Annotated in this window: 24 protein-coding genes; 7 read left to right on the top strand and 17 right to left on the bottom strand. The window is 50.7% G+C overall.

Going from position 1 to position 21,320, the window contains the following annotated elements; translation table 11 throughout:
• The first annotated feature begins 261 nt into the window (after positions 1-261).
• The 3 genes from EUZ85_RS09480 to mobA all read left to right on the top strand — a co-directional run bounded on the left by EUZ85_RS09480 (position 262) and on the right by mobA (position 1,655).
• Positions 262-495, top strand: a complete 234-nt coding sequence (locus tag EUZ85_RS09480) for a hypothetical protein (protein ID WP_129498731.1) — start codon at positions 262-264, stop codon at positions 493-495.
• Positions 496-648: 153 nt separating this feature from the next.
• The gene (locus tag EUZ85_RS09475) at positions 649-1,059 is read left to right on the top strand and encodes a PilZ domain-containing protein (RefSeq protein WP_127969066.1); all 411 of its coding nucleotides are present in this window, start codon (positions 649-651) and stop codon (positions 1,057-1,059) included.
• Positions 1,056-1,655, top strand: a complete 600-nt coding sequence (gene mobA / locus EUZ85_RS09470) for a molybdenum cofactor guanylyltransferase MobA (RefSeq protein WP_127969065.1) — start codon at positions 1,056-1,058, stop codon at positions 1,653-1,655. Before EUZ85_RS09475 ends, mobA begins: the two co-directional genes overlap by 4 nt.
• 33 nt (positions 1,656-1,688) lie before the next feature.
• On the opposite strand, the gene moaE is transcribed toward mobA, so the two are convergent.
• Complete coding sequence (gene moaE / locus EUZ85_RS09465; RefSeq protein ID WP_127969064.1) at positions 1,689-2,162, bottom strand: molybdopterin synthase catalytic subunit MoaE; 474 nt, start codon at positions 2,160-2,162, stop codon at positions 1,689-1,691.
• A 152-nt stretch (positions 2,163-2,314) separates the two neighbouring features.
• On the opposite strand from moaE, the gene EUZ85_RS09460 reads away from it, so the two are divergent.
• The gene (locus tag EUZ85_RS09460; protein WP_127969063.1) at positions 2,315-2,698 is read left to right on the top strand and encodes a SirB2 family protein; all 384 of its coding nucleotides are present in this window, start codon (positions 2,315-2,317) and stop codon (positions 2,696-2,698) included.
• Between the two features lie 13 nt (positions 2,699-2,711).
• Here EUZ85_RS09460 and EUZ85_RS09455 read toward each other — a convergent pair whose 3' ends face one another.
• Positions 2,712-2,891: a hypothetical protein gene (locus EUZ85_RS09455; protein WP_127969062.1), complete on the bottom strand. Its 180-nt coding sequence runs from the start codon at positions 2,889-2,891 to the stop codon at positions 2,712-2,714.
• Between the two features lie 311 nt (positions 2,892-3,202).
• On the opposite strand from EUZ85_RS09455, the gene EUZ85_RS09450 reads away from it, so the two are divergent.
• A complete protein-coding gene (locus tag EUZ85_RS09450) occupies positions 3,203-3,685 on the top strand; it encodes a fibronectin type III domain-containing protein (RefSeq protein ID WP_127969061.1) in 483 nt (160 codons plus the stop codon).
• A 147-nt stretch (positions 3,686-3,832) separates the two neighbouring features.
• Here the strand turns inward: EUZ85_RS09450 and recA are convergent, their stop codons facing one another.
• Together recA and EUZ85_RS09440 are read right to left on the bottom strand one after the other, a co-directional pair.
• A complete protein-coding gene (gene recA, locus EUZ85_RS09445) occupies positions 3,833-4,870 on the bottom strand; it encodes a recombinase RecA (protein WP_127969060.1) in 1,038 nt (345 codons plus the stop codon).
• A gap of 116 nt (positions 4,871-4,986) precedes the next feature.
• Positions 4,987-5,478, bottom strand: a complete 492-nt coding sequence (locus EUZ85_RS09440; protein WP_127969059.1) for a CinA family protein — start codon at positions 5,476-5,478, stop codon at positions 4,987-4,989.
• Positions 5,479-5,621: 143 nt separating this feature from the next.
• Between EUZ85_RS09440 and mutS the strand changes: the two genes are divergently transcribed.
• Together mutS and fdxA are read left to right on the top strand one after the other, a co-directional pair.
• Positions 5,622-8,204, top strand: coding sequence for a DNA mismatch repair protein MutS (gene mutS, locus EUZ85_RS09435; RefSeq protein WP_127969058.1), 2,583 nt, complete (start codon positions 5,622-5,624; stop codon positions 8,202-8,204).
• Positions 8,205-8,336: 132 nt separating this feature from the next.
• Positions 8,337-8,660 (top strand): ferredoxin FdxA, encoded by a 324-nt coding sequence (gene fdxA / locus EUZ85_RS09430; protein ID WP_011398974.1) that lies wholly within the window; start codon positions 8,337-8,339, stop codon positions 8,658-8,660.
• Positions 8,661-8,729: 69 nt separating this feature from the next.
• Here fdxA and EUZ85_RS09425 read toward each other — a convergent pair whose 3' ends face one another.
• From EUZ85_RS09425 to frr, 13 genes are all read right to left on the bottom strand, one after another.
• Positions 8,730-9,203, bottom strand: a complete 474-nt coding sequence (locus EUZ85_RS09425; RefSeq protein ID WP_164887212.1) for a DUF4124 domain-containing protein — start codon at positions 9,201-9,203, stop codon at positions 8,730-8,732.
• 1 nt (position 9,204) lies between these two features.
• On the bottom strand, positions 9,205-9,813 hold the full coding sequence (gene rnhB, locus EUZ85_RS09420; protein WP_127969056.1) for a ribonuclease HII: 609 nt from the start codon (positions 9,811-9,813) through the stop codon (positions 9,205-9,207).
• Position 9,814: 1 nt separating this feature from the next.
• Positions 9,815-11,005, bottom strand: coding sequence for a lipid-A-disaccharide synthase (gene lpxB / locus EUZ85_RS09415; protein ID WP_127969055.1), 1,191 nt, complete (start codon positions 11,003-11,005; stop codon positions 9,815-9,817).
• A gap of 9 nt (positions 11,006-11,014) precedes the next feature.
• Positions 11,015-11,788, bottom strand: coding sequence for an acyl-ACP--UDP-N-acetylglucosamine O-acyltransferase (lpxA, locus tag EUZ85_RS09410; protein ID WP_127969054.1), 774 nt, complete (start codon positions 11,786-11,788; stop codon positions 11,015-11,017).
• Positions 11,788-12,222, bottom strand: coding sequence for a 3-hydroxyacyl-ACP dehydratase FabZ (gene fabZ, locus EUZ85_RS09405; protein ID WP_127969053.1), 435 nt, complete (start codon positions 12,220-12,222; stop codon positions 11,788-11,790). Before fabZ ends, lpxA begins: the two co-directional genes overlap by 1 nt.
• A 103-nt stretch (positions 12,223-12,325) precedes the next feature.
• Positions 12,326-13,372, bottom strand: a complete 1,047-nt coding sequence (lpxD, locus tag EUZ85_RS09400; RefSeq protein WP_127969052.1) for a UDP-3-O-(3-hydroxymyristoyl)glucosamine N-acyltransferase — start codon at positions 13,370-13,372, stop codon at positions 12,326-12,328.
• Between the two features lie 19 nt (positions 13,373-13,391).
• Complete coding sequence (locus EUZ85_RS09395) at positions 13,392-13,904, bottom strand: OmpH family outer membrane protein (protein ID WP_127969051.1); 513 nt, start codon at positions 13,902-13,904, stop codon at positions 13,392-13,394.
• Between the two features lie 193 nt (positions 13,905-14,097).
• The gene (gene bamA / locus EUZ85_RS09390; protein ID WP_127969050.1) at positions 14,098-16,416 is read right to left on the bottom strand and encodes an outer membrane protein assembly factor BamA; all 2,319 of its coding nucleotides are present in this window, start codon (positions 16,414-16,416) and stop codon (positions 14,098-14,100) included.
• Positions 16,417-16,460: 44 nt separating this feature from the next.
• Positions 16,461-17,813 carry an RIP metalloprotease RseP gene (gene rseP / locus EUZ85_RS09385; protein WP_127969049.1) on the bottom strand — a complete coding sequence of 451 codons (1,353 nt, stop codon included), beginning with the start codon at positions 17,811-17,813 and terminating at the stop codon, positions 16,461-16,463.
• Between the two features lie 42 nt (positions 17,814-17,855).
• The gene (ispC, locus tag EUZ85_RS09380) at positions 17,856-19,067 is read right to left on the bottom strand and encodes a 1-deoxy-D-xylulose-5-phosphate reductoisomerase (protein ID WP_127969048.1); all 1,212 of its coding nucleotides are present in this window, start codon (positions 19,065-19,067) and stop codon (positions 17,856-17,858) included.
• Positions 19,068-19,071: 4 nt separating this feature from the next.
• Positions 19,072-19,902, bottom strand: a complete 831-nt coding sequence (locus EUZ85_RS09375) for a phosphatidate cytidylyltransferase (RefSeq protein ID WP_127969047.1) — start codon at positions 19,900-19,902, stop codon at positions 19,072-19,074.
• A 2-nt stretch (positions 19,903-19,904) separates the two neighbouring features.
• Positions 19,905-20,729 carry a polyprenyl diphosphate synthase gene (gene uppS, locus EUZ85_RS09370; protein ID WP_127969046.1) on the bottom strand — a complete coding sequence of 275 codons (825 nt, stop codon included), beginning with the start codon at positions 20,727-20,729 and terminating at the stop codon, positions 19,905-19,907.
• Between the two features lie 33 nt (positions 20,730-20,762).
• Positions 20,763-21,320 (bottom strand): ribosome recycling factor, encoded by a 558-nt coding sequence (frr, locus tag EUZ85_RS09365; RefSeq protein ID WP_127969045.1) that lies wholly within the window; start codon positions 21,318-21,320, stop codon positions 20,763-20,765.

Raw genomic sequence — 21,320 nt, 5'->3', positions numbered from 1 at the left:
GCCCGCCAACGCTACAAGACCCACAAAAGCGCTGACGATTGATCAGGCGGATTAAAGTTTTTCCTACACCCGCCGTTATAAGTTTAGCGTAACTCCGGTTACAGCGACGCGTGCCGGAAACAGGGCTAAGCGCAATAATTCAAGGCGAGTTAATACAGCAATAGGGAATGATTGAAAAAATGAAAGACAACCTGTTAGAGGAAAACCAGACATGTACATTAATGACGCCAGAAACAGGCCCTCCCCCCCAGCTCCGCCTCCTTGAAGCAGGCTGCTCAGGTGGAGTCCACACCGGCGCAGGCGCCCCTGTCAGAAGGTGAGCTGCATGACCGCCGCATACGCCCAGACCGCCGGCGCAGCGATGAAAACGACTACGACGGCAAGGAGCGCCGCAAAAGAAGAGAGCGGCGCACCCCCAAACTCCTCGGTGCGCGAGACGGGCAGCCGGAAGAGCTGGAGAGTAGAACAGGCAGGCTGGTGAATACCGCCGTTTAACCCTCGCTGTTAACCGCAGGGGTTGCGCCAGCTCACAAATCACGAAGCTGAGCGTTTATTATCCAAACCCAACCAATAAAATGAAAAGCCCGATAAAGGGAATCCATCGGGCTTAACGCTATTACCCAAAAGATACAGACTCAGCATAAGATCATGCAGGAAGTGACTTTCCCCAACCAAACAGAACGCCGCATCAAAATACGGCATACCACGTCAGCCCTGACGGCGATGGTTTGCTTATCAGGCTTGTTCAACCGTTCCAAGACTCGCATCGTCGTTAACTGCATAGACTTCAATCGCTATGGCATGGCGTTTCACAGTAGTCAGAAATTTCGTCTGGGCGAGAAGATTGAACTTTGTTTCCGTGGCCGCTACATTGCTGAAAATGGCATTCAGGCACAGATTATTAACTGCCGCGAACATGAGCATGGCTTCAGGTACGGCATCCAATTCGCTTACTGCGCCTCCAGCAGAGATTACTCCAGAGAAGTTGATAATGCTTTGTCCCGTATTGAAGGTTTATTCAGCAAAGCGCAGGAAGTCTGCCGCTCAAGGGCTTCATGACTGAGCTGTCAACGATGTTGGATTGCGACGGCCTGATTCTCGCGGGCGGTAAAGGGCAGCGGGCGGGCGGTAATGACAAAGGGCTGCTATCCTGGCGCGGCCAGCCTCTCGCCCAGCATATACACGCTACATTCACCAAAACCTGCGAAAGGATTCTAATCAGTTGTAATCGCAACAGGGCGCAGTATCAGCGCATGACGCCTTTTGTCTTTTCCGATGACTGGGGAGAGTTTGCCGGCCCTCTGGCGGGCATCTGTTCCGCCCAACCCTATATGAGTAAAGAGTGGCTATTGGTCAGCCCCTGCGATACGCCTCTTCTCCGACCTGAATACGCGCGTCGCATGTTCGCCAGCAGACGCGACAACCTGATAAACATCGCCTGGGATGGAGAACGATTGCAGTATCTGCACTGCCTGCTTCCCGCCAGCAGTTTTGAAGATATTCTTCGCTATTTACAAAGCGAGGGACGAAGCGTCAAACGCTGGCTTGATTCACGCCCCCTGCAACAAATCGACTTCAGCGACTGCCCAGAGATGTTCTACAACATCAATACACTGGAAGAACTGGCGAATCTGGATAAGTCTCAAGAACAATAACCGAAATACGCCCGCTGCTCGTTTCGTCCGAAGCTATTCTGACTCAGAACTCCACTCACCCGCCCTGGCCTGATCGCTTTCCTTCGCCTCCACCCAGTGCTCTCCTTCCGCTGTCAGCTCCTTCTTCCAGAATGGAGCCTGCACCTTTAAATAATCCATGATGAACTCACAGGCGGCGAAAGCATCACCACGATGAGCGCTGGCGACCACCACCAGGACGATCTGGTCTCCCGCCCAAAGCTCACCCACTCGATGGATGACTCGCACCCCATTCAAATCCCAGCGCTGAGAAGCTTCTTCTGCGATTTTAAGCAACGACTTTTCCGTCATGGCCGGATAGTGCTCCAGATAAAGTCCTTTCACATCAGGCTTATCACTGAAGTCACGCACCAGGCCGACAAAGCTGCAAACCGCGCCAACACTGGTGTCGCCATCCGTCAATCGACGCGTTTCTTCTCCGAGATCAAAGTCGCCCGTTGTCACATCGATGTTTATGTTGTCGCTCATCGTTCAGAAACCACCTAATGAAGGCTGCGCGTAACGCGCAATAGATAAAGAAATGCTGACTAACACTTTAAGTTTTTAAGGAAAGAATTTCTAATAGGCGGCCGTCGTTTAAACAAACCGAAATAAAAAAGAAGCTGTGAAAGGAGCCCGTCATGAGCTATATGCTGCTCAAACACATTCATATGACCTGCGTTGCGTTGACCTTTGCGTCATTTACCCTGCGCTTTATATGGATGATCCTGGAAAGTCCGCTCTTACAGCGCAAGTTAAGCAAGATTCTTCCACACATTATCGACACAGTGCTACTGCTGAGCGCCATAGGACTCGCGCTCAAGCTCCAGCAATACCCTTTCCATAGTGGATGGCTCACCGCAAAAGTGGCGGGATTAATCATTTATATCGCGTTAGGCGTTTTCGCGCTCAAGAGAGGCAAGACAAAAGGGGCTCGCATCCTGTTCGGACTTGGCGCCTACACAGCGTTCGCCTATATCGTCATGGTCGCTCTGACTAAAAGCAGCTGGCCCTTACCGCTTTAAACCTTCCGCCAAATTAGTATTGCGTGCCGCTTTTATCCTCGGGTTCTAGGTCACCCGGCTTAGGTGGCGTCACGTAATAACGCTTCTGGTCAAGCTCTTTGACTTCAGGATCGCTCACAGGGTTTCGTCTCCGACTATTAACCACCCAAATCACGACCGCGACCACGATAGCTAGCAATACGACCCACTTCATATTCGTTCTCCCTCTCCACAACAGCTCAAGTTACATTTTCGATTCTACAATGACTGTCGCCAATTGCAGACAATCTAACTATTTGAAATTTATAACAATAATTTCAAACACCGGCGTTCTGGTAAGAAAAAGGCAACCCTTTTCACAATAGTCCAAATCCAGAAAGAGATAAACAAAAAGCTTAACTCTTTGTTTTTTAAACAAATTACAAACACCCCGCCATTATTGGCACGAATCCTGACTAAGAGCGCGGGGCGTTATCTGTTTATAACGTCAACTTATAACTCTAACTCTACTAATAGGGGAATGATTTGAATCAAGTTAACTTTGAGGTCAAAGCCCTTTCATACTTAAAAAGTATTTTTCACCGCGCCAAATCAAATTGTAGATCCATCACCGCTATTTTTAGCTTCACTCTAGCAAGCGCTGCCTTAACCGGGTGTGGCGGTGGTGGAGGGTCTGGAAGCGACTCTTCCAGTATTGACGGAAGTACCCCCCAAATCGCCGCAGCGAAGCAGTCAACGAACTACGCCCGTAGTGCGTTTATCATCTGGGAACCGCCATATACTCGCGAAGACGGTAGCGATATCGAGCTATATGAATTAGAAGGCTACCGCGTGTACCACCAGCATGAATCAGACAACGACTGGAAATACGTCGAAGTTGGAGATCATCAGTTTGAGTATGCGTTTTCCAATCTGGAAAAAGGCGTTCACTATTTCGCAGTCACCGTTCTGGATATAAACGGAATGGAAAGCGAGCCTTCCAAGATTATGACTAAGAAGATCCTATAACGCAGATCAACGACCTATCCGACAAAGGACAATACTCGATACGGAAAAATAGAGAGAAGGAATATGGACAAGGAAACGCAATAAGGGCGGCTAAAAGGCCGCCCTTATATTTTGTATTGAGCAAACAGGCTCTTGGAAGAACTGGCTTTATTCAGCCTCAACAGGAGCGACGGGCGTTTCTTTCTCTTTGGCTGGCATCTTCGGCATCAATTTATCTCTGATCGCGGTTTCGATTTCTATCGCAATCTCAGGGTGCTCTTCCAGATATCTTGAGGAGTTCGCTTTACCTTGACCGATCTTGTCGCCTTTGTAGCTATACCAAGCGCCAGACTTATCAACAAAGCCTTCCTTCACGCCCAGATCGATAATCTCTCCAGTGCGGTAAATACCACGCCCGTACATGATCTGGAAATCCGCCTGTCTAAAAGGAGGAGACACTTTGTTTTTCACCACTTTCACGCGAGTCTCGTTACCAACGACTTCTTCTCCTTCTTTCACAGAGCCAACGCGGCGAATATCAAGACGGACGGAAGCATAGAACTTAAGCGCGTTACCGCCAGTAGTGGTCTCTGGCGATCCGAACATGACACCGATTTTCATACGAATCTGGTTAATGAAGATCATCAAGCAATTCGCCTGCTTAACGCTGCCGGTCAACTTTCTCAGCGCCTGTGACATCAAACGGGCTTGCAGACCAACGTGGGAGTCTCCCATTTCGCCCTCAATTTCCGCCTTTGGCGTTAGCGCAGCAACGGAGTCAATGATGATGACATCAACCGCGCCGGAGCGTACCAGCATATCGGCGATTTCCAGAGCCTGTTCGCCCGTATCGGGCTGAGAAACCAGCAATTGGTCGATATTAACGCCAAGCTTCTCTGCGTAAATAGGGTCCAGCGCATGCTCCGCATCAACGAACGCACAGGTTTTGCCCTGACGCTGCGCTTCTGCGATCACCTGCAAAGTCAAAGTAGTTTTACCGGAACTCTCAGGTCCATAGATCTCGACAATACGTCCATATGGCAGGCCGCCGATGCCAAGAGCGATGTCCAACCCAAGCGAACCAGTAGAAACGGAAGGAATAATTTCTCTTGGCTGTTCACCCATCCGCATAACTGCGCCTTTACCAAACTGACGCTCAATTTGTGATAAAGCGGCCGTCAACGCCTTCTTACGATTGTCATCCATTCTTAAACACCCTTTATTTCATTTAACCGGTACGAGTTGTTATTTCAACCCAGAATTACTGTATAAATTGACAGCATTATTCCATAACCCGACGGACAAAGTCACGCTTAAATTTTCTACAAATTGCTTTCCAGCATCGCTATCGCTCCCCGCAATCCCTCGACAATGGATTGCAGACGCACCTGCTCCCTATCCCCAGAAAAATGAAAGCTCCGCGCCACAACCAAGTCCCGAAATCTCCATGCAACCCAGACCAGCCCGACGGGCTTTTCTGCGGTTCCGCCTCCAGGGCCCGCTATTCCGCTCACTGCGATAGCAAGCTGCGCCTGCGTATGCTGCAAGGCGCCAAGCGTCATCTCTTTCACAACCTCTTCGCTGACTGCGCCACATCGCATCAGAGCCTCCGACGACACCTGTAAGCGCGACTGCTTGGCGTCATTGGAGTATGTGACCACGCCTTCCTCAAACCAATTAGAACTACCCGCAACGGAGGTAATCGCATAGGCGATTCCACCGCCGGTACAAGACTCCGCTGTCGTCACCGTCAGGCCCCGCTCACCCAGGACTACGCCTAAACGCGCCGCCAGACTCTTGATCTCATCGTTCATTCCGTCACCATCAACCCCAATTTAAATACAGGAAGGGCGCGCATTACGCTCCGGGACAATGATCGGCCTCCTTTATTAAGGCCATGGCTTTCCCTTACAATCCCGCCTTCATTCATAAAATTACACAATCCTTTTGTTCTGTCATGTCCGCTATTGAATCCGCAATCAAACCCCAACACACGCCAATGATGCAACAGTATCTTGGCATCAAGGCGAAACATCCTCACCAGCTCGTATTTTATAGAATGGGCGACTTCTATGAGCTGTTCTATGAAGACGCCCGTCGCGCCGCTGAGCTGCTGGATATCACCTTGACCCAAAGAGGCCAGTCCGGCGGACAACCTATTCCGATGGCGGGAGTTCCCTTCCATGCCGCGGAAGGATATATCGGCCGTTTGGTTCGCCTTGGCGAATCTGTCGTAATCTGCGAGCAGGTTGGCGACCCCGCCACCAGCAAAGGGCCGGTAGAACGCAAGGTCGTCAGGGTCGTCACGCCGGGTACACTCAGCGATGAAGCCTTTCTGGAAGAGAAGTCAGACAACTTACTGTTAGCGATAAGCGCTTATAAGGATTTATTCGGCCTGGCGACGCTGGATATCGCCGGCGGACGCTTTTTGATCCAGGAAGTGCGCGGAGCCGAAGCGTTAGCCAGCGAGCTGCAACGCCTGCGACCTGCTGAGATTCTGGTCAGCGAACAGTTCCCTTTTCTGACGCTACTGGAAAACTACACAGGCGTGCAAAAGCAGCCCCCCTGGTATTTTGAGCAGGAAACTGCCCAGCGCCTGTTATGTCAGCAGTTTCGCACCAAAGATCTGGCTGGATTCGATTGCGAAGGCATGAGCGTCGCCATACAAGCCGCAGGCTGTCTGTTTCAGTATGCCCAAGAGACGCAGCGCTCTCAGCTTCCCCATATTCGAACCATGATTCGGGAGCGGCGCGAAGACTCCATCATTCTTGACGCCGCCAGCCGCAGAAATCTTGAAATTGACGTTAATTTGGCGGGAGATTCCAGGCATACGCTGGCATGGGTCATGGACAAGTCGGCCACCGCCATGGGTAGCCGCATGTTGCGCCGTTGGCTGAATCGTCCATTGCGCAGCCAGGAAGAAGTGCGTCAGCGTCAAAACGCCATTAAAGAACTGCTGGAAGGCTACCAGTTCGAAGCATTACACGAAACGCTCAAACAGATTGGCGATAGCGAACGCATTCTGTCTCGGGTAGCGTTACGCTCGGCGCGCCCCCGCGATCTCGCCCGCTTACGGGATACGCTAACGCTCCTGCCTGATTTGCAAAAGCAGATGGAGGAACTGAGCGGCGCCCACTTGCGCAGTCTGGCCAAACAAATCAGTGAGTTTCCTGACATCGCAGACCTTCTCAGCCGCGCCATAGAAGAAAACCCTCCTGTCGTCATTCGTGATGGCGGCGTGCTTCGCCAGGGATTTGATGAAGAGCTGGACGAATTGCGCGGAATCAGTGAAAACGCAGGCGATTATCTGCTGGAAATTGAGAAGCGCGAAAAAGAACGCACGCAGCTATCCTCTTTAAAAGTGGGCTATAACCGCGTTCACGGTTACTTTATCGAGCTGAGCCGCACACAATCCGACCAGGCGCCCGCGGACTACATTCGACGCCAGACATTGAAAAACGCCGAGCGCTTTATTACTCCTGAGCTGAAAACTTTTGAAGATAAAGCGCTGAGCGCCAAGAGCCGCGCATTGAGCCGGGAAAAGCTGCTTTATGACCAGATTCTGGAAACCATCGCAGAGCAGCTTGCCCCTCTCCAAGACAGCGCTCGCGCTCTATCGGAGCTGGACGTGCTGTCCAACTTTGCGGAAAGAGCGCTGACTTTGAATCTGGTCTGCCCGGAGCTGACAGATGAACATATGCTGCATATCGAAGGCGGCCGTCATCCAGTTGTTGAGCAAGTCAGTCAGGAGCCGTTCGTCCCCAACGATCTGGATCTGCAGGACAGACATCGCATGCTGATCATTACCGGCCCGAACATGGGCGGTAAATCCACCTACATGCGCCAGACCGCATGTATTGTCATCCTGGCTTACTGCGGCAGCTTTGTGCCCGCCGCTCAGGTTGTCATCGGCCCGATTGATCGCGTATTCACCCGTATGGGTTCCTCGGATGACATCGCTGGGGGACGCTCTACTTTCATGGTGGAGATGACCGAAACCGCCAACATTCTGCACTATGCTACCCGTCAGAGTCTGGTCTTGATGGATGAGGTCGGCCGCGGCACCAGCACCTTTGACGGACTCTCGCTGGCCTGGGCCTGCGCCGAGCACTTAGCTCAGGAAATTCAGGCCTTTACCTTGTTCGCCACACACTACTTTGAACTGACTGCGCTGCCCAAGACACACACAAATGTCGCCAACGTGCACCTGACCGCAACGGAGCACAATGACAGCATAGTCTTCCTGCACACCGTACACGAAGGCCCTGCGAGCAAGAGCTACGGAATACAGGTGGCGCAACTGGCGGGAGTGCCGCCTCAAGTTATCAATCAGGCGCAAAAGCAATTGAAACAGCTGGAAAGCGGCGGGTCCAAGCCCGCGCTGACGGCCCCTGCGCCATCGCTTCAGGACGATTTGTTCGCTCGAATCGAGCCTAGCGAGGTGGAGACCCGCCTGCAAAAACTCGACGTGGATTCTCTTTCTCCGCGAGATGCATTAAATATGCTGTATGAGCTGAAATCGATAAGTAAGAACGCCTGAAAACTCAGGTATCCCGGGCGTTGCAAGAACGCCTCGGGTTGCTTGCGCCGAAAGGGTTTTCTACAATACTAAATCGCGCGGCCCAACGGTCACTGAGCAATCGCGCAGAGTTTCATAATAAGGGATCAGACCATGACTTTTGTTGTTACCGAAAATTGCATCAAGTGCAAATACACCGATTGCGTCGAAGTGTGCCCGGTGGACTGCTTTTACGAGGGTCCTAACTTCCTCGTCATCGATCCAGACGAATGCATCGACTGCGCGCTGTGTGAGCCAGAGTGCCCCGCCGAGGCCATTTTTTCCGAGGATGAATTGCCGGAAGATCAAAAGGAATTTATCGCGCTGAATGAAGAGTTGTGCCGCGTCTGGCCGAATATCACGGAGAAAAAAGACGCGCCTGCTGATGCGGATGACTGGAAAGGCGTTAAGGGCAAACTTAAAGATCTGGCGCGCTGATCAAAAATTAGCGTCCAGCTTCAGACATAAAAAAGAGGGCTTCAAGCCCTCTTTTCTTTTTAACGAATACTATGGCGCGCACTTTTCTTGATATAGCGCCTGCAACTTACTGCGTCGCTGAGCAATTTCTTCGTCAGAGACATACTCAGGCGTGCCGTCATCTTTAATGCGGGCAAAGGCGTATCCCTGATCAATCTGATTAATATCCTTTCTAAGCTCCGCACAGTAGTTATCTAATTTAGCTTTCTGAGCCGCGCGTTCTTTTTCATGAGCGACCCGCGCAGCTTCCTCAACTTTATACTGCTCATAGATACGCTGGTAGCGCTGCCCGACCTGCTCCGCATCACGCTTTTGCGCATCAGAGACATTGGGCTGAACCTTGATGACTTTGGCGTCCTTATGCTGGCGCGTATCGCTGAAATGCACTTCGCCATGCTCATCGACCCATTTATAGATTTCCGCCTGCGCAGACGCGCCAAAGCTGAATAACAGCACAGCGACGATGGCGCTGATGGGATGATTTCTAACGATATGCCTAGCCACTTTAGTCACCTTGCAATAACTGCTGCACCGGCTTATAGCTGCGCCGATGTATTTCCGTCACCCCCAGCTCCTTCAACGCGGATAAATGCTGAGCCGTTGGGTACCCTTTATGCCCCGCCAGCCCGTATCCAGGGAATATTAAGTCTAATCTATCCAGTTCTTCGTCACGCTCTACTTTAGCTAGTATAGAAGCCGCTGCAATGGCCGCCACTTTGCTATCGCCTTTAACAATCGCTTCTGCCGGCATATCCAACTTAGGGATCTTGTTACCGTCTATCAGAGCCAAATCTGGTGTAACCTGCAAGCCTGCTACGGCGCGCTGCATCGCCAGCAATGAAGCCTGCAAGATATTAATTTGATCAATCTCTTCGACAGTCGCCCATCCCGTCGCCCACGCCAGCGCTTTTTCTCTGATTTCCTGTGACAACGCAACCCGTTGACGATGACTTAGTTTTTTAGAGTCATTCAGGCCTTCGATAGGCTTTTCCGGATTTAATATCACTGCCGCCGCTACGACAGGGCCAGCCAAAGGGCCCCTGCCAACCTCGTCGACGCCTGCTACAAGCTCTCCAGTTTCCTGATCGAACAAGCCAATCTGCGAATGATTCATGTCATTGTCCTTCTTTGGCGCCTTGAACCTCGACACGCCCTTTTTCAATTAACTCTGCAATGGCCTGCGCCGCGACCACACTGGCGTTTTGCCGTATAAGCTTGTGCAGTCCTTCAAACTCGCCTTCAAGGCTTCTCCGCCGCTCCACGTCCAGCTCTTTCAGTAACGCCCCTCCCAGCTTGGAAGGCGTAGCGTCGTGTTGAATCAGTTCAGGGACTAAAACTCTATCCGCCAGCAGGTTCGGTAAAGAGATGTACTTTGCTTTCAGTAAGCGCCGCATAATCCAATAGCTGAGCGTCGCAAGCTTATAGGCTACTACCATGGGACGCTTCACCAACATCGCTTCAAGCGTCGCTGTTCCAGAGGCCAACAGTATAGCGTCCGCAGCCATCATGCATTCACGTGAATGCTGATCAATCAGAGTAACAGGTAGTCGGCCGCCATGAGATTGCAGCTGCCGTTCTATTTGCACTCTTCGCGCCTGATTGGCGGCAGGAATCAAAAATCGAATATCAGGGCGCCGCTGGTGCAGCCAAGCAATGGTTTCAATAAAGGTAGGCCCCAAGCGAGAGACCTCACCGCCTCTGGAGCCTGGCAACACAGCGACAACGTCACCCGATGCATCAATACCAAGTTCGTGACGCATTGCCACTTTATCGGGATGAAGCGGAATAATTTCCGCCAAAGGATGGCCAACAAATTTTACCGGCACATTATGCTCGCGGTAAAAACGCGCTTCGAAGGGTAGCAGCGTCAGCATCAGGTCAACCGCTTTGGCGATTTTGAAGACACGATTCTGTCGCCAGGCCCACACAGAAGGGCTAACGTAGTGAGCAGTTTTAATTCCTGCCCGACGCAGCTTTAATTCGATGCCAATAGTGAAATCTGGGGAATCAATACCAAGAAAAAGATCGGGAGGATTCGCTGTAAAGTGCTCAACGATGCGGCGGCGCATAGCCAATAATTCCGGCAGCCTGCCAAGCACCTCAACCAATCCCATAATTGAAAGGCGCTCCATTTGAAAGAAGGTGTTAAACCCTTCTTTCAACATCCGTTCACCGCCGATACCTTCAAAAGTCGCCTGAGGGTATAGGACCTTTAATTCTTGCATCAAGCCCGCCCCCAACAAGTCGCCGGAAGCCTCTCCGGCGACAATGCCGATGCGAATCGGTCGTTGTGATATGGGCGTCATCTTAGGAATTTATCTAACGATGCCTCGGGCTGAGGATTGTACGCTGCGAAGGAAGACGCCTACTTCCGCAAACTCTGCGGCCGGCGCTTTAAGCTTCTCTATTGCTTGCTCAAGCGTTAGGCCTTGTCGGTACAGCGTCTTATAAGCACGGCGCAACTCCAGGATTATCTCACTGGAGAAGCCACGACGCTTCAATCCCTCGACATTCAGACCATGAGCCTTAGCGGATTGTCCTCCCGCCATGATATAAGCAGGGATATCCTTTAAAACGATACTACCGCCTGCGCACATGCTGTGCTCGCCAATTTTGCAGAACTGGTGCACCATAGTGCCGCCGCCGAGAATCGCCCAATCGCCAATATACACATGCCCTGCAAGGGTAGTCATATTCGCCAGAATACAGTTATCCCCAACCACACAATCATGGGCGACATGAACGTACGCCATGAACAGGTTATTACTGCCAATCCTGGTAGCGCCGAGATCTTGAACTGTCCCACGATGAATCGTACAGCTCTCACGGATGACGTTATTGTCGCCAATCTCTAAAACGGTAGGCTCGCCATTGTACTTTTTGTCCTGGCATTCCTCTCCTACGCTGGCGAATTGAAAGATACGGTTGTTCTTTCCTATCTTTGTGGGGCCTTTGATCACTACGTGAGAATTGACCACTGTCCCAGAGCCGATTTCAACATCGGCTCCGATATAACTCCATGGCCCAATCTCCGCATCAGCGGCGATTTTGGCTCCCTGTTCAACAATCGCCTGAGGGTGAATGGACATTAAAGCCTTCTCTCAGCAGTTAAAATTTCCGCGCTGCAAACGATATTTCCATCGACTAAAGCCCGGCAGGCGAATTTCCATATGCCGCGCTTGTCAGTCACAATTTCCGCTTCCAAACGCAATTGATCTCCCGGAACGACTGGCTTTTTAAAGCGCACTTTGTCTGTCCCGGCCAAGTAGTAGGTATAACCGTCCGCCGGTTTTTTACCTGTGGTGACAAACCCAAGAATTCCAGCCACCTGAGCCATTGCCTCAATAATAAGCACGCCGGGCATAATAGGATGCTCAGGGAAGTGACCGGTAAATTGCGGTTCGTTGTAAGTGATGTTCTTCACACCAGCAATAAACTCGCCCGGCTTAATCTCCAGCACCCGGTCCACTAACAGGAATGGGTATCTGTGAGGTAAGTATTCTTTAATTTCATTAATTTCCATATTTGGAAAGCCTCAACAACATGATTGCACAATGCCGGATAAGTTTATGATATCGATTATACAGAGCCGTTGGCCCGGATTCTCGATCCTTTACAGTTCGCTTTCAATCCGCATCGGACTTTCGGCGGCCGCCCTGCTCCAGCACCCTGACCCTACGCGCCAACTGATCCAGCTGTCGGAAACGGGCCACATTTTTTCGCCACGAAACATTGGGCTCAACCGCAGTGCCAGAAGAATAAACTCCTGGCTCCTTAATATTATGAGTCACCAATGTCATTCCCGTAATTTGCACTTGATCCGCTATTTCCAGGTGGCCGGCAATGCCTACGCCGCCACCGATCATGCAATGTTTGCCTATCGACGAGCTTCCCGAAACGCCTACACAGGCGGCAATAACAGTATATGCGCCAACTCTGACGTTGTGGGCGATTTGTATCTGATTGTCCAACTTCGCCCCGGTTTCGATGACCGTGTCATCCAGTGCGCCGCGGTCGATTGTTGTATTGGCGCCTATTTCAACATCGTCACCAATAACAACACCGCCAAGCTGGGCGATTTTGGCCCAGTCTCCCCTAATGGGAGCAAAACCAAAACCATCTGAGCCAATAACAGCTCCGCTATGGATAAGTACTCGCGCGCCAATACTCACGCCGTGGTAGACAGTAACATTTGGACGTAACTGAGTATTCGCTCCAAGGACAGAACCCGCGCCGATGTAACAACCGGGGCCAACAACCACCCCATCGCCAATCTCCGCGTCATCTTCAATGACTGCATTTGCTCCAATGGCCACGCCATCACCAAGCTTGGCGCTTTCTGATATAGCGGCGGAGGGAGATATTCCACTCATATTCGACCATTGAGGGGAAAACAACTGACTACAAAGAGCATACCCGAAGTATGAGTTTTCCATCACCAGTACATTGGTCGAACACTGATCAGCGAGGCTGGATGGAATGATGACAGCGGAGGCGCAAGTATCTTTCAAATGCTTCAGATAGTTCTTGTTAGCCAAAAAACTGATCTGTCCAGCCTGAGCCTTCTGCAGCGTCGCCAGCCCTTTCACCTCTACTGAGCCATCGCCCCGCAGCTCAGCGCCAATCCGAGAAGCGATATCCGCCAGAGTGTATGAAAGGTCTGTCTTACCCATGAACGCCAGCCTCTGAAAATTATTTGGCGCTGTTAAGCGCTTCGATCAGCTTTGCAGTCAAATCCAGAGAAGGATTAGCATACACCGCCAATTTGCTGGGTAAGATGACATCCACTTTCTCTTTTTCCGCTATTTTCTTCAGCGCGTCGTCAACCTTGGGCTTGGATTCCTGCAAAAACAATTCTTCCCGCTTGGAGATCGCAGATTGATATTTGTTTTTCAGAAAATTGAATTCCTGCGCTTTTTCTTCCAGCTCTGCATTCAGTTTAGTGCGCTCAGTTTCGCTCATGATGGCGGAGTCTTTTTTCAAACGCTCCTGCATTTTCTGCGCCTGCTCGCCAACTTCTCTTAATCTGGCTTCTTCGTCAGCAAAATCTTTCTTAAGATTCTCGCCAAATTTTTTGGCTGCTTGAGAAGAAAGCAGCGCTGTACGTAAATCAACTACCGCCACTTTCTGAGCCGCACTCACCATTCCAGCGTATCCTGTGCTTACTAACGCCAGCGCCAAAGCGGCAATTCGAATCAATTTCATATTGGGCTCCTTAAACTTAAACATTTATCTCTATCGGCTGACTGGAAACCACCAGTGAGGACGCAGAGTTTATAGAGTTCTGCGTAACTTGGCTAACACCGCCAAGCCTTCACTGTTTCGGTTATATGCCGCAAAGACCAGAAAAATCCTGCGCGCGCACTAGACAGCGCGCCAGGAAAAATCATTTCGTTCTTTAGAACGTTTGCCCCAGCAAGAACTGGAAGAATTGGGTTTTATCGCCCTCCTTATCGTTCAGCGCTCTTCCCAGACTGAAGGACAAAGGACCGATAGGCGTTACCCATGTCATCGCGACGCCAGCAGAAAAACGAAGCTCGTCGAAGGAGGGATCGTATCCCCTGGCTGTGTCGAACACATTGCCGCCATCCAAAAACACCACGCTACGGATCTGAGAGCGGTCTTTTACAAAGATAAAAGGCACTATCAGCTCAAGGCTGGACTCAACCTGTACATTACCGCCAAAGGGGTCCTGATCTCTGTCTGGATTACCAGGATGCGGCGTACTCTTTGGCCCTAGCGTATTGGCCTTGAACCCGCGTATTGACCCAAAACCGCCAGCATAATAATGCTCAAAAAACGGTAAGCGATCATTGTCGCCGTACCCATCGCCATACCCTAAGTCAGCCCTTAATTTCAGCGCCCATTCCTGGTCTTCTGACAATGGGTAATACTGGGTATTGTTGTAGTTCAACTTGTAGAAGTTATAGTCACTCAACTCTGGTAGCGTGACCTTCACAGAGAAAGACTGCGAGTTACCTGAAGTTGGGAATAACCCCTTGTTTAGGGTGGAGCGACTCCACCCGGCGGACAAATCAAAGAAGCTGTAGCTAGACCCAAACTCGTTAGTGAAATCAGAGATTTCCTGAACAGGATACTTAGGCAGCTTAATGCGGGTGTGCGTATAACCTGAGCTAAAGGTCAGCCTTGAGAATCGATCTATTGGATAACCAAAGTTAACGGAGCCACCCATGCTGTCTTTCAGATATGCGGCAACATCATTGTCATCATCGTCATAGTCTGTTTCCTTGTAAAACAGACTGAAACCTCTGCTTACCCCATCAACGGTGTAATATGGGTTGGTGTAAGAGAAGTTTGCGCTCTGAACGCTCTTGCTTTTGTTAACCCCGAATGACACCCGACGGCCCGTTCCCAGGAAGTTCTTCTCCGCCACGCTGGCGCCGACAGTCGCGCCGCCGTCCTGCGAGTAACCCAAACTTGCGGAAAGGCTGCCGGTAGGCTGCTCTTCCACAGAATAGTTCACGTCTATCTGGTCATTGGTTCCAGGAACCAGAGGCGTTTCTACAGTAACAGTTTTGAAGAACCCTAAACGCTCCAGTCTCGATTTGGATGCTTCAATTAAGTCTGTCGAAGCCGCCGCAGACTCCATCTGCACCATTTCCTGACGCAGCACCTCATCGCTGGTAGAAGTGTTGCCGCTGAAGCTGACTCGACGTACATAGGTACGACGACCAGGCTCAACGTAGAAGGTAACCGAAGCAGTGTTATCGTCATGCGGCTCAGGAATAGCATTCACGCTCGCGAATGTATAACCATCATTCCCCAGACGCTTGGAAATGATGTCCGATGTTACCGTAAGGAGCTGACGGGAGAATGTATCGCCAGGTTTCACTACAATCAGCTTGCGCAGCTCTTCTTCTTCGACTTTCAAATCGCCCTTTAAAGCGATGTCGCGAATTTTGTACTGAGGCCCTTCATTTACGTTAACCGTAATGAATACTTGCTCTTTATCAGGAGAAACGGAGACCTGCGTAGATTCGATACTGAACTTGATGTATCCATTATCCAGGTAGTGTGAGCGAATACGCTCCAAGTCGCCATTCAACTTCTGCTTGGAGTACTTATCACTGCTGAAAATGGACGCCCAGAACCCGGTCAATTTGAGCTGCATGAGATCCCGCAACTCGTCATCCGCAAAGGCGTTATTGCCGACAAAATTAATATGCTGGATGGCTGAAACCGGACCTTCCTTGATTTTGATATTCAACTGCACACGGTTACGTGGCAACTCCTCCACTTCCGCTTTTACAGAAGCATTGTAACGCCCCTGCGCCACATAGCTGCGCAGAATTTCCAGCTCGATACGCTCCAGCGTCGAACGCTGAAACACTTCCCCTTCCGAAAGCTTGGCTGACTTAAGGCCTTCCATTAAATCTTCGGTGGGAAGATTTTTATTTCCCTCAACTTCAATTTTGCTGATTGATGGACGCTCAGTCACGTTGATGATCAACACATCGCCTTCCCGGCTCAGCTTGATGTCGGTAAACAGTCCCGTCTTAAAGAGCGAGCGGGTAGCATCCGCAAGCTTCTTTGAGTCAACGCTCTCTCCCACATTGACAGGGAACGCGGTAAAAACGCTTCCAGCGGACACTCTTTGCAAACCATCTACTCGAATATCGGAGACGTCGAATTGATCATTTGCAGCGTAAGAAAAAGCGGCCGTCAGCCAAACAAAGATAAAAAGCAATACTCTCATGTAATCAACACACGTGATGGGAGCCGAAGGTTCAGCATTATTTACTACAATTTGGAGAGGTCGTTATAGAACGCTAACAACATTACGAAAGCAATGAGGGCCATCCCGACTTTTATCCCAAGCTGTTGTTTTTCTTCAGATAAGGGTTTGCCCCGAATAAGTTCGACAAAATAATACAATAAATGCCCGCCATCCAATACCGGTATTGGCAACAAATTCAGGATACCCAGACTAATACTTAAATATGCAAGAAAGCCAAGAAAAGCCTCCAATCCAGATTTAGCAGAGATTCCCGCAGCCGAAGCTATAGTGAGAGGCCCACCAAGATTTTCAACCGAAATCCGTCCGGTGACGATTTTTTTCAGCGCGGTCAACGTTAGTAGAGAGATATCCCAGGTTTCTTCCAACGCCTTGCCTACCGCCACCAATGGTGAATATTTCACATCGCGCAACATTCCAGGCGGCCATTCAGTCGCTTTCGCTTCCGCACCAATTACGCCGTAGGTCTCACCATTGTGCTCCCTTGCTTCGGGACGAACACTAATATCCAGTGACCGTCCAGCCCTTTCCAGGGACAACGTTAGCTGTTTTTCAGGGGACGCTTTTATTTCTCGAACAAAGTCAGACCAGTTGCCAATAGGCCGTCCTTCAACCGCCACGATTCTATCACCAGGCTCAATTCCTCCCTGTTGAGCGCGCCCCCCCTGAATCACACCGTGAACCACTGCAGGGGCATCAGGAACGAAGCTTTTCATCCCCAGTTCCAACACTGGGTTAGGCTCAACTTTTCCTATAAGCCAATCATTAATCGGCACAGTCGCATCGTGAGGGAGACTTTCGTCAGGGAGGCTATAACCAAATTCAATAGAGCCGGAGTCACCAAGACGCCCAACCAACTTCATGTTGACGTCGCCCCAGCTATATACCGGAGAACCATCAACGCTAGTCAGCTCCGCGCCAGCGACAATCCCCGCCTGCTGCGCAGGAGAATTGTTAGAGACGCTTCCTACCACTGGCGCCAGTGTTTGGATACCAAGCACAAACATACACCAGTAGGCGAAGACAGCGAATATAAAATTCGCAACGGGCCCTGCAGCCGCAATGGCTATACGCTTGCCCACCGCCTGCTGGTTGAAGGTCAGATGTCTTTCTTCAGCAGAGACATCGCCTTCCCTTTCATCCAGCATTTTGACGTAGCCGCCCAAAGGTAAGGCTGCAATCACAAACTCAGTGCCTTGCTTATCCCGCCATGTCAAAAGAGGAGATCCAAAGCCGACAGAGAACCGCAAAATTTTGACACCACAACGCCGCGCCACCCAAAAGTGACCGAATTCATGGATGGTGACAAGCACCCCCAATGTAACTATAAACGCTAAGGCTTTTTGAAAAAATTCCATGCTCTCTATTGTAAATATATCTGAGCGACCTTCTAGTGAGGCTTACGGAACAACAACTCCGCCAGCCAACTCATTAATGACTTCCGAGGCATATTGACGGGCTACTCTGTCAGCTTCAATTACAGTTTCGACAGAATCCGCTCGCACAATAGAACCTTTCAGCAAACTCTTTTCAATAACAACGGGAATATCGACGAACCGGATACCCCCTCGAAGAAACGCATCTACCGCCATCTCGTTAGCAGCGTTAACTACCGCCGGCGCAGTTCCACCAAGCGCAAAGGCTTCTTCAGCCAATCTCAAACAGGGAAAACGCTCTTTATCCGGTTTTTCGAAATGCAGCTTCCCAATAGAAAACAGATCTAATGGCTGAACGCCTGCATCGATCCGTTCCGGCCACGCCAGCCCGTAGGCGATGGGCGTGCGCATGTCAGGGTTGCCCATCTGAGCCAAAATAGAACCATCCACATACTCAACCATGGAGTGAATGATCGACTCAGGATGTAAATGTACTTGAACCGAGCCTGGAGCCAGATCGAACAACCAGCATGCCTCGATCAACTCCAACCCTTTATTCATCAAGCTCGCGGAATCAACTGAAATTTTACGGCCCATAGACCAGTTCGGGTGCTTACACGCCTGCTCCGGCGTTACCTGCCTTAATTGCTCCCGAGAAAAGTGCCGAAATGGCCCTCCTGACGCAGTCAGCAGGACGCGAGTAACCCCATGCGCAGCAAGTGATGCAGAATCGTTTAAGCGTTGCGCCGCTTCTGGCAGGCATTGATATATCGCATTATGCTCACTATCAATAGGAAGGAGTTCAGCGCCATGCTTTCTCACAGCGTCCATGAACAACCCACCAGTCATTACCAGCGCCTCTTTGTTGGCGAGCAGTATACGCTTTCCAGAGTTCACCGCTGCCAGCGTTGGAGTCAATCCAGCCGCTCCGACTATAGCTGCAACGACAATATCCACATCATTAGCGGAAGACGCATCGCACATAGCCTCAACGCCCACTCTAACCTCTGTGGCGAGACCTTCGCCATGAAGGCGCCGCTTAAAATCCGCTACGCCCGCATCAGTCGCCAATATAGCGAATTTTGGTCGATGCTTAATGCAGATAGAAAGTAACTCGTCCAGGTTACTATGGGCTGTGGCTGCGTAAAGCTCATACCGATCTGAGTGACGGGCCATCACATCCAGGGTACTGCGTCCAATAGAGCCCGTGGCGCCTAAAACCGTAACTCGCTTCATAAACCTACCCCTGCATCCAGCCTGAAAAAATAGCTAAGACCAGGAATACAGGAGCCGCAGCCGTAACACTATCAATACGATCGAAAATACCGCCATGCCCAGGAAGAATTTGACTGCTGTCCTTCAGGCCAACAAAACGCTTACCCAGGCTCTCGATCAAATCGCCCACAATGGAAAAAATCGCAGCTGACAGGGTCATCATCCAAAGCACAACAAGCTGAGGCAAGGTAAGAGTCAAAAATGAATTCATTGCGAAAGGCAAAACCGAAACAGCCAGCATCCCACCCACTGCGCCTTCCCATGACTTTCCAGGACTGACATGAGGGGCAAGCTTATTCTTACCGAATGTCTTACCAGCAAAGTAAGCGCCAATATCGGCAAACCAAACGATGAGAAAGATATAGAGGATAATCCACTTCGTATCGAAGCCCGGCTCAAGCACAAACACCCCGCCGCGAATCGCCACCAGCGCCTTCCAAGCCGGAGCCAGGATCAACAACCCAGCGACAGCCCTGGTCATAGGCGGCGTCCAGAAAGCTTTAGATGCAGGATATGTCAAAACTATCGCCAATGCGCCTATCCACCAAATCAACGCAATGGAGAGAGTCAGGATCGCGGGCAAGTGAGAGCAGGCAAGCAACACTACCGCCGTCATGGCTGCGTAACTCGCTCGGGAAGTCTGTGACGTTAGACCACAGATCTGCGCCCATTCCCAAGCCGCCAATGTAACAATCGCCCCAATAAAAAGAGAAAAACCGAAAACATCGGTCAGCGCCACTCCCGCCAGAAATAAAGGCAGGAGAATCAACGCGGTGATTATTCTTTGTTTTAGCACAATTAACGCTTTGCAGCTGGATTAGTGGCGAATTCGAAAGAGGAGGGATGCTCAGCCTGAGGCCCGCCATCTTCCGCCAAGCGACGATCAACCTGGTCGTCAGTTTGCCCAAACCGTCTTTTCCGATGGCTATAAGCAGCTAACGCCAACTCCATCTGCTCCGTACGGAAATCCGGCCAGAACACATCCGCGAAATACAGCTCCGTATAAGCAAGCTGCCATAAGAGGAAATTACTGACTCTCTGCTCACCCGCAGTGCGGATACACAGATCAGGGGGCGGAAGGTCACCCAACTCAACATACTGCTGAATCAAGTGATCATCAATATCAGCAGCGCGAAGCTCGCCCCGCTCAACTTTTTCAGCAAGACGACGGGCAGCTTGAGTAATATCCCAATGCCCACCGTAGTTAGCCGCTATTGCCAGCGTCATACCTGTATTGCCGGCGGTTAAACCTTCTGCATCCTGCATATGTTGCTGCAGAGTAGAGTTAAATTTAGAACGGTCACCAATAATTCGCAGCCGGATATTGTTGCGATTAAGTTTACGAACCTCGCGTTGCAGCGCCACAAGAAACAAGCGCATCAGTGCGCCCACCTCTTCTTCAGGACGACGCCAGTTTTCGCTACTGAAGGCGAACAACGTCAGCACCTCTACACCGTGACGGGCGCAGGTTTCAACAACAGCCCGCACAGAATCAACGCCCGCTTTGTGGCCTGCAACTCCAGGGAGCCGACGCTGCTTCGCCCAACGATTATTACCATCCATGATGATCGCCACATGGCGAGGTTTGCTGGTTCCAACCAAAGGAATATCAGCCGTCGACATTTAACCCTCCAACATCCAGCCGCCCTTCATGACTTATACAGCCATCAGGTCTTTTTCTTTTTCAGCAAGAACGCGATCGACTTCAGCAATGTACTTGTCAGTCAGCTTCTGGATATCGTCCAGCCCGCGCTTCTCTTCGTCTTCAGAAATTTCTTTGTCTTTCAGCAGTGTTTTGATATCTGCGTTTGCATCGCGGCGCAGATTACGAATCGCCACCCTGGTGTTTTCCGCCTCTCCGCGAGCTGTCTTCACCAGCTCCTTACGAGTCTCTTCCGTCAACGCAGGCATTGGCACCCGAATGACTGTACCAGCGGTAGATGGGTTAAGCCCCAAGTCAGACTTCATGATGGCCTTTTCGATTTGTGGCACCATGTTTTTTTCCCATGGTGTTACGCTCAGAGTTCTGGCGTCTTCAACCACCACATTGGCGACCTGCGTCAAAGGCGTATCAGAGCCGTAGTATGGAACCATGACCGATTCAAGAATCGCAGGGTTTGCCCGACCAGTCCGAATCTTAGCGAAGGCATGACCAAGCGCCTCCATGGACTTTTTCATTTTTTGTTCAGATTGTTTCTTAATATCATTAATCAC

This window comes from Hahella sp. KA22, from assembly GCF_004135205.1.
Lineage (GTDB): Bacteria > Pseudomonadota > Gammaproteobacteria > Pseudomonadales > Oleiphilaceae > Hahella.
Note: the sequence above shows the minus strand (reverse complement) of the source record. Positions and strands in the feature narration are given on the sequence as shown.

What these genes read in the sequence shown, in the direction of transcription:
- EUZ85_RS09475 (WP_127969066.1), top strand. Translation starts at nt 649, where the DNA reads ATGCAGGAAGTGACTTTCCCCAACCAAACAGAACGCCGCATCAAAATA.
- mobA (WP_127969065.1), top strand. Translation starts at nt 1,056, where the DNA reads ATGACTGAGCTGTCAACGATGTTGGATTGCGACGGCCTGATTCTCGCG.
- moaE (WP_127969064.1), bottom strand. Translation starts at nt 2,162, where the DNA reads ATGAGCGACAACATAAACATCGATGTGACAACGGGCGACTTTGATCTC.
- EUZ85_RS09460 (WP_127969063.1), top strand. Translation starts at nt 2,315, where the DNA reads ATGAGCTATATGCTGCTCAAACACATTCATATGACCTGCGTTGCGTTG.
- EUZ85_RS09455 (WP_127969062.1), bottom strand. Translation starts at nt 2,891, where the DNA reads ATGAAGTGGGTCGTATTGCTAGCTATCGTGGTCGCGGTCGTGATTTGG.
- recA (WP_127969060.1), bottom strand. Translation starts at nt 4,870, where the DNA reads ATGGATGACAATCGTAAGAAGGCGTTGACGGCCGCTTTATCACAAATT.
- EUZ85_RS09440 (WP_127969059.1), bottom strand. Translation starts at nt 5,478, where the DNA reads ATGAACGATGAGATCAAGAGTCTGGCGGCGCGTTTAGGCGTAGTCCTG.
- mutS (WP_127969058.1), top strand. Translation starts at nt 5,622, where the DNA reads ATGTCCGCTATTGAATCCGCAATCAAACCCCAACACACGCCAATGATG.
- fdxA (WP_011398974.1), top strand. Translation starts at nt 8,337, where the DNA reads ATGACTTTTGTTGTTACCGAAAATTGCATCAAGTGCAAATACACCGAT.
- rnhB (WP_127969056.1), bottom strand. Translation starts at nt 9,813, where the DNA reads ATGAATCATTCGCAGATTGGCTTGTTCGATCAGGAAACTGGAGAGCTT.
- lpxB (WP_127969055.1), bottom strand. Translation starts at nt 11,005, where the DNA reads ATGACGCCCATATCACAACGACCGATTCGCATCGGCATTGTCGCCGGA.
- lpxA (WP_127969054.1), bottom strand. Translation starts at nt 11,788, where the DNA reads ATGTCCATTCACCCTCAGGCGATTGTTGAACAGGGAGCCAAAATCGCC.
- fabZ (WP_127969053.1), bottom strand. Translation starts at nt 12,222, where the DNA reads ATGGAAATTAATGAAATTAAAGAATACTTACCTCACAGATACCCATTC.
- lpxD (WP_127969052.1), bottom strand. Translation starts at nt 13,372, where the DNA reads ATGGGTAAGACAGACCTTTCATACACTCTGGCGGATATCGCTTCTCGG.
- EUZ85_RS09395 (WP_127969051.1), bottom strand. Translation starts at nt 13,904, where the DNA reads ATGAAATTGATTCGAATTGCCGCTTTGGCGCTGGCGTTAGTAAGCACA.
- bamA (WP_127969050.1), bottom strand. Translation starts at nt 16,416, where the DNA reads ATGAGAGTATTGCTTTTTATCTTTGTTTGGCTGACGGCCGCTTTTTCT.
- rseP (WP_127969049.1), bottom strand. Translation starts at nt 17,813, where the DNA reads ATGGAATTTTTTCAAAAAGCCTTAGCGTTTATAGTTACATTGGGGGTG.
- ispC (WP_127969048.1), bottom strand. Translation starts at nt 19,067, where the DNA reads ATGAAGCGAGTTACGGTTTTAGGCGCCACGGGCTCTATTGGACGCAGT.
- uppS (WP_127969046.1), bottom strand. Translation starts at nt 20,729, where the DNA reads ATGTCGACGGCTGATATTCCTTTGGTTGGAACCAGCAAACCTCGCCAT.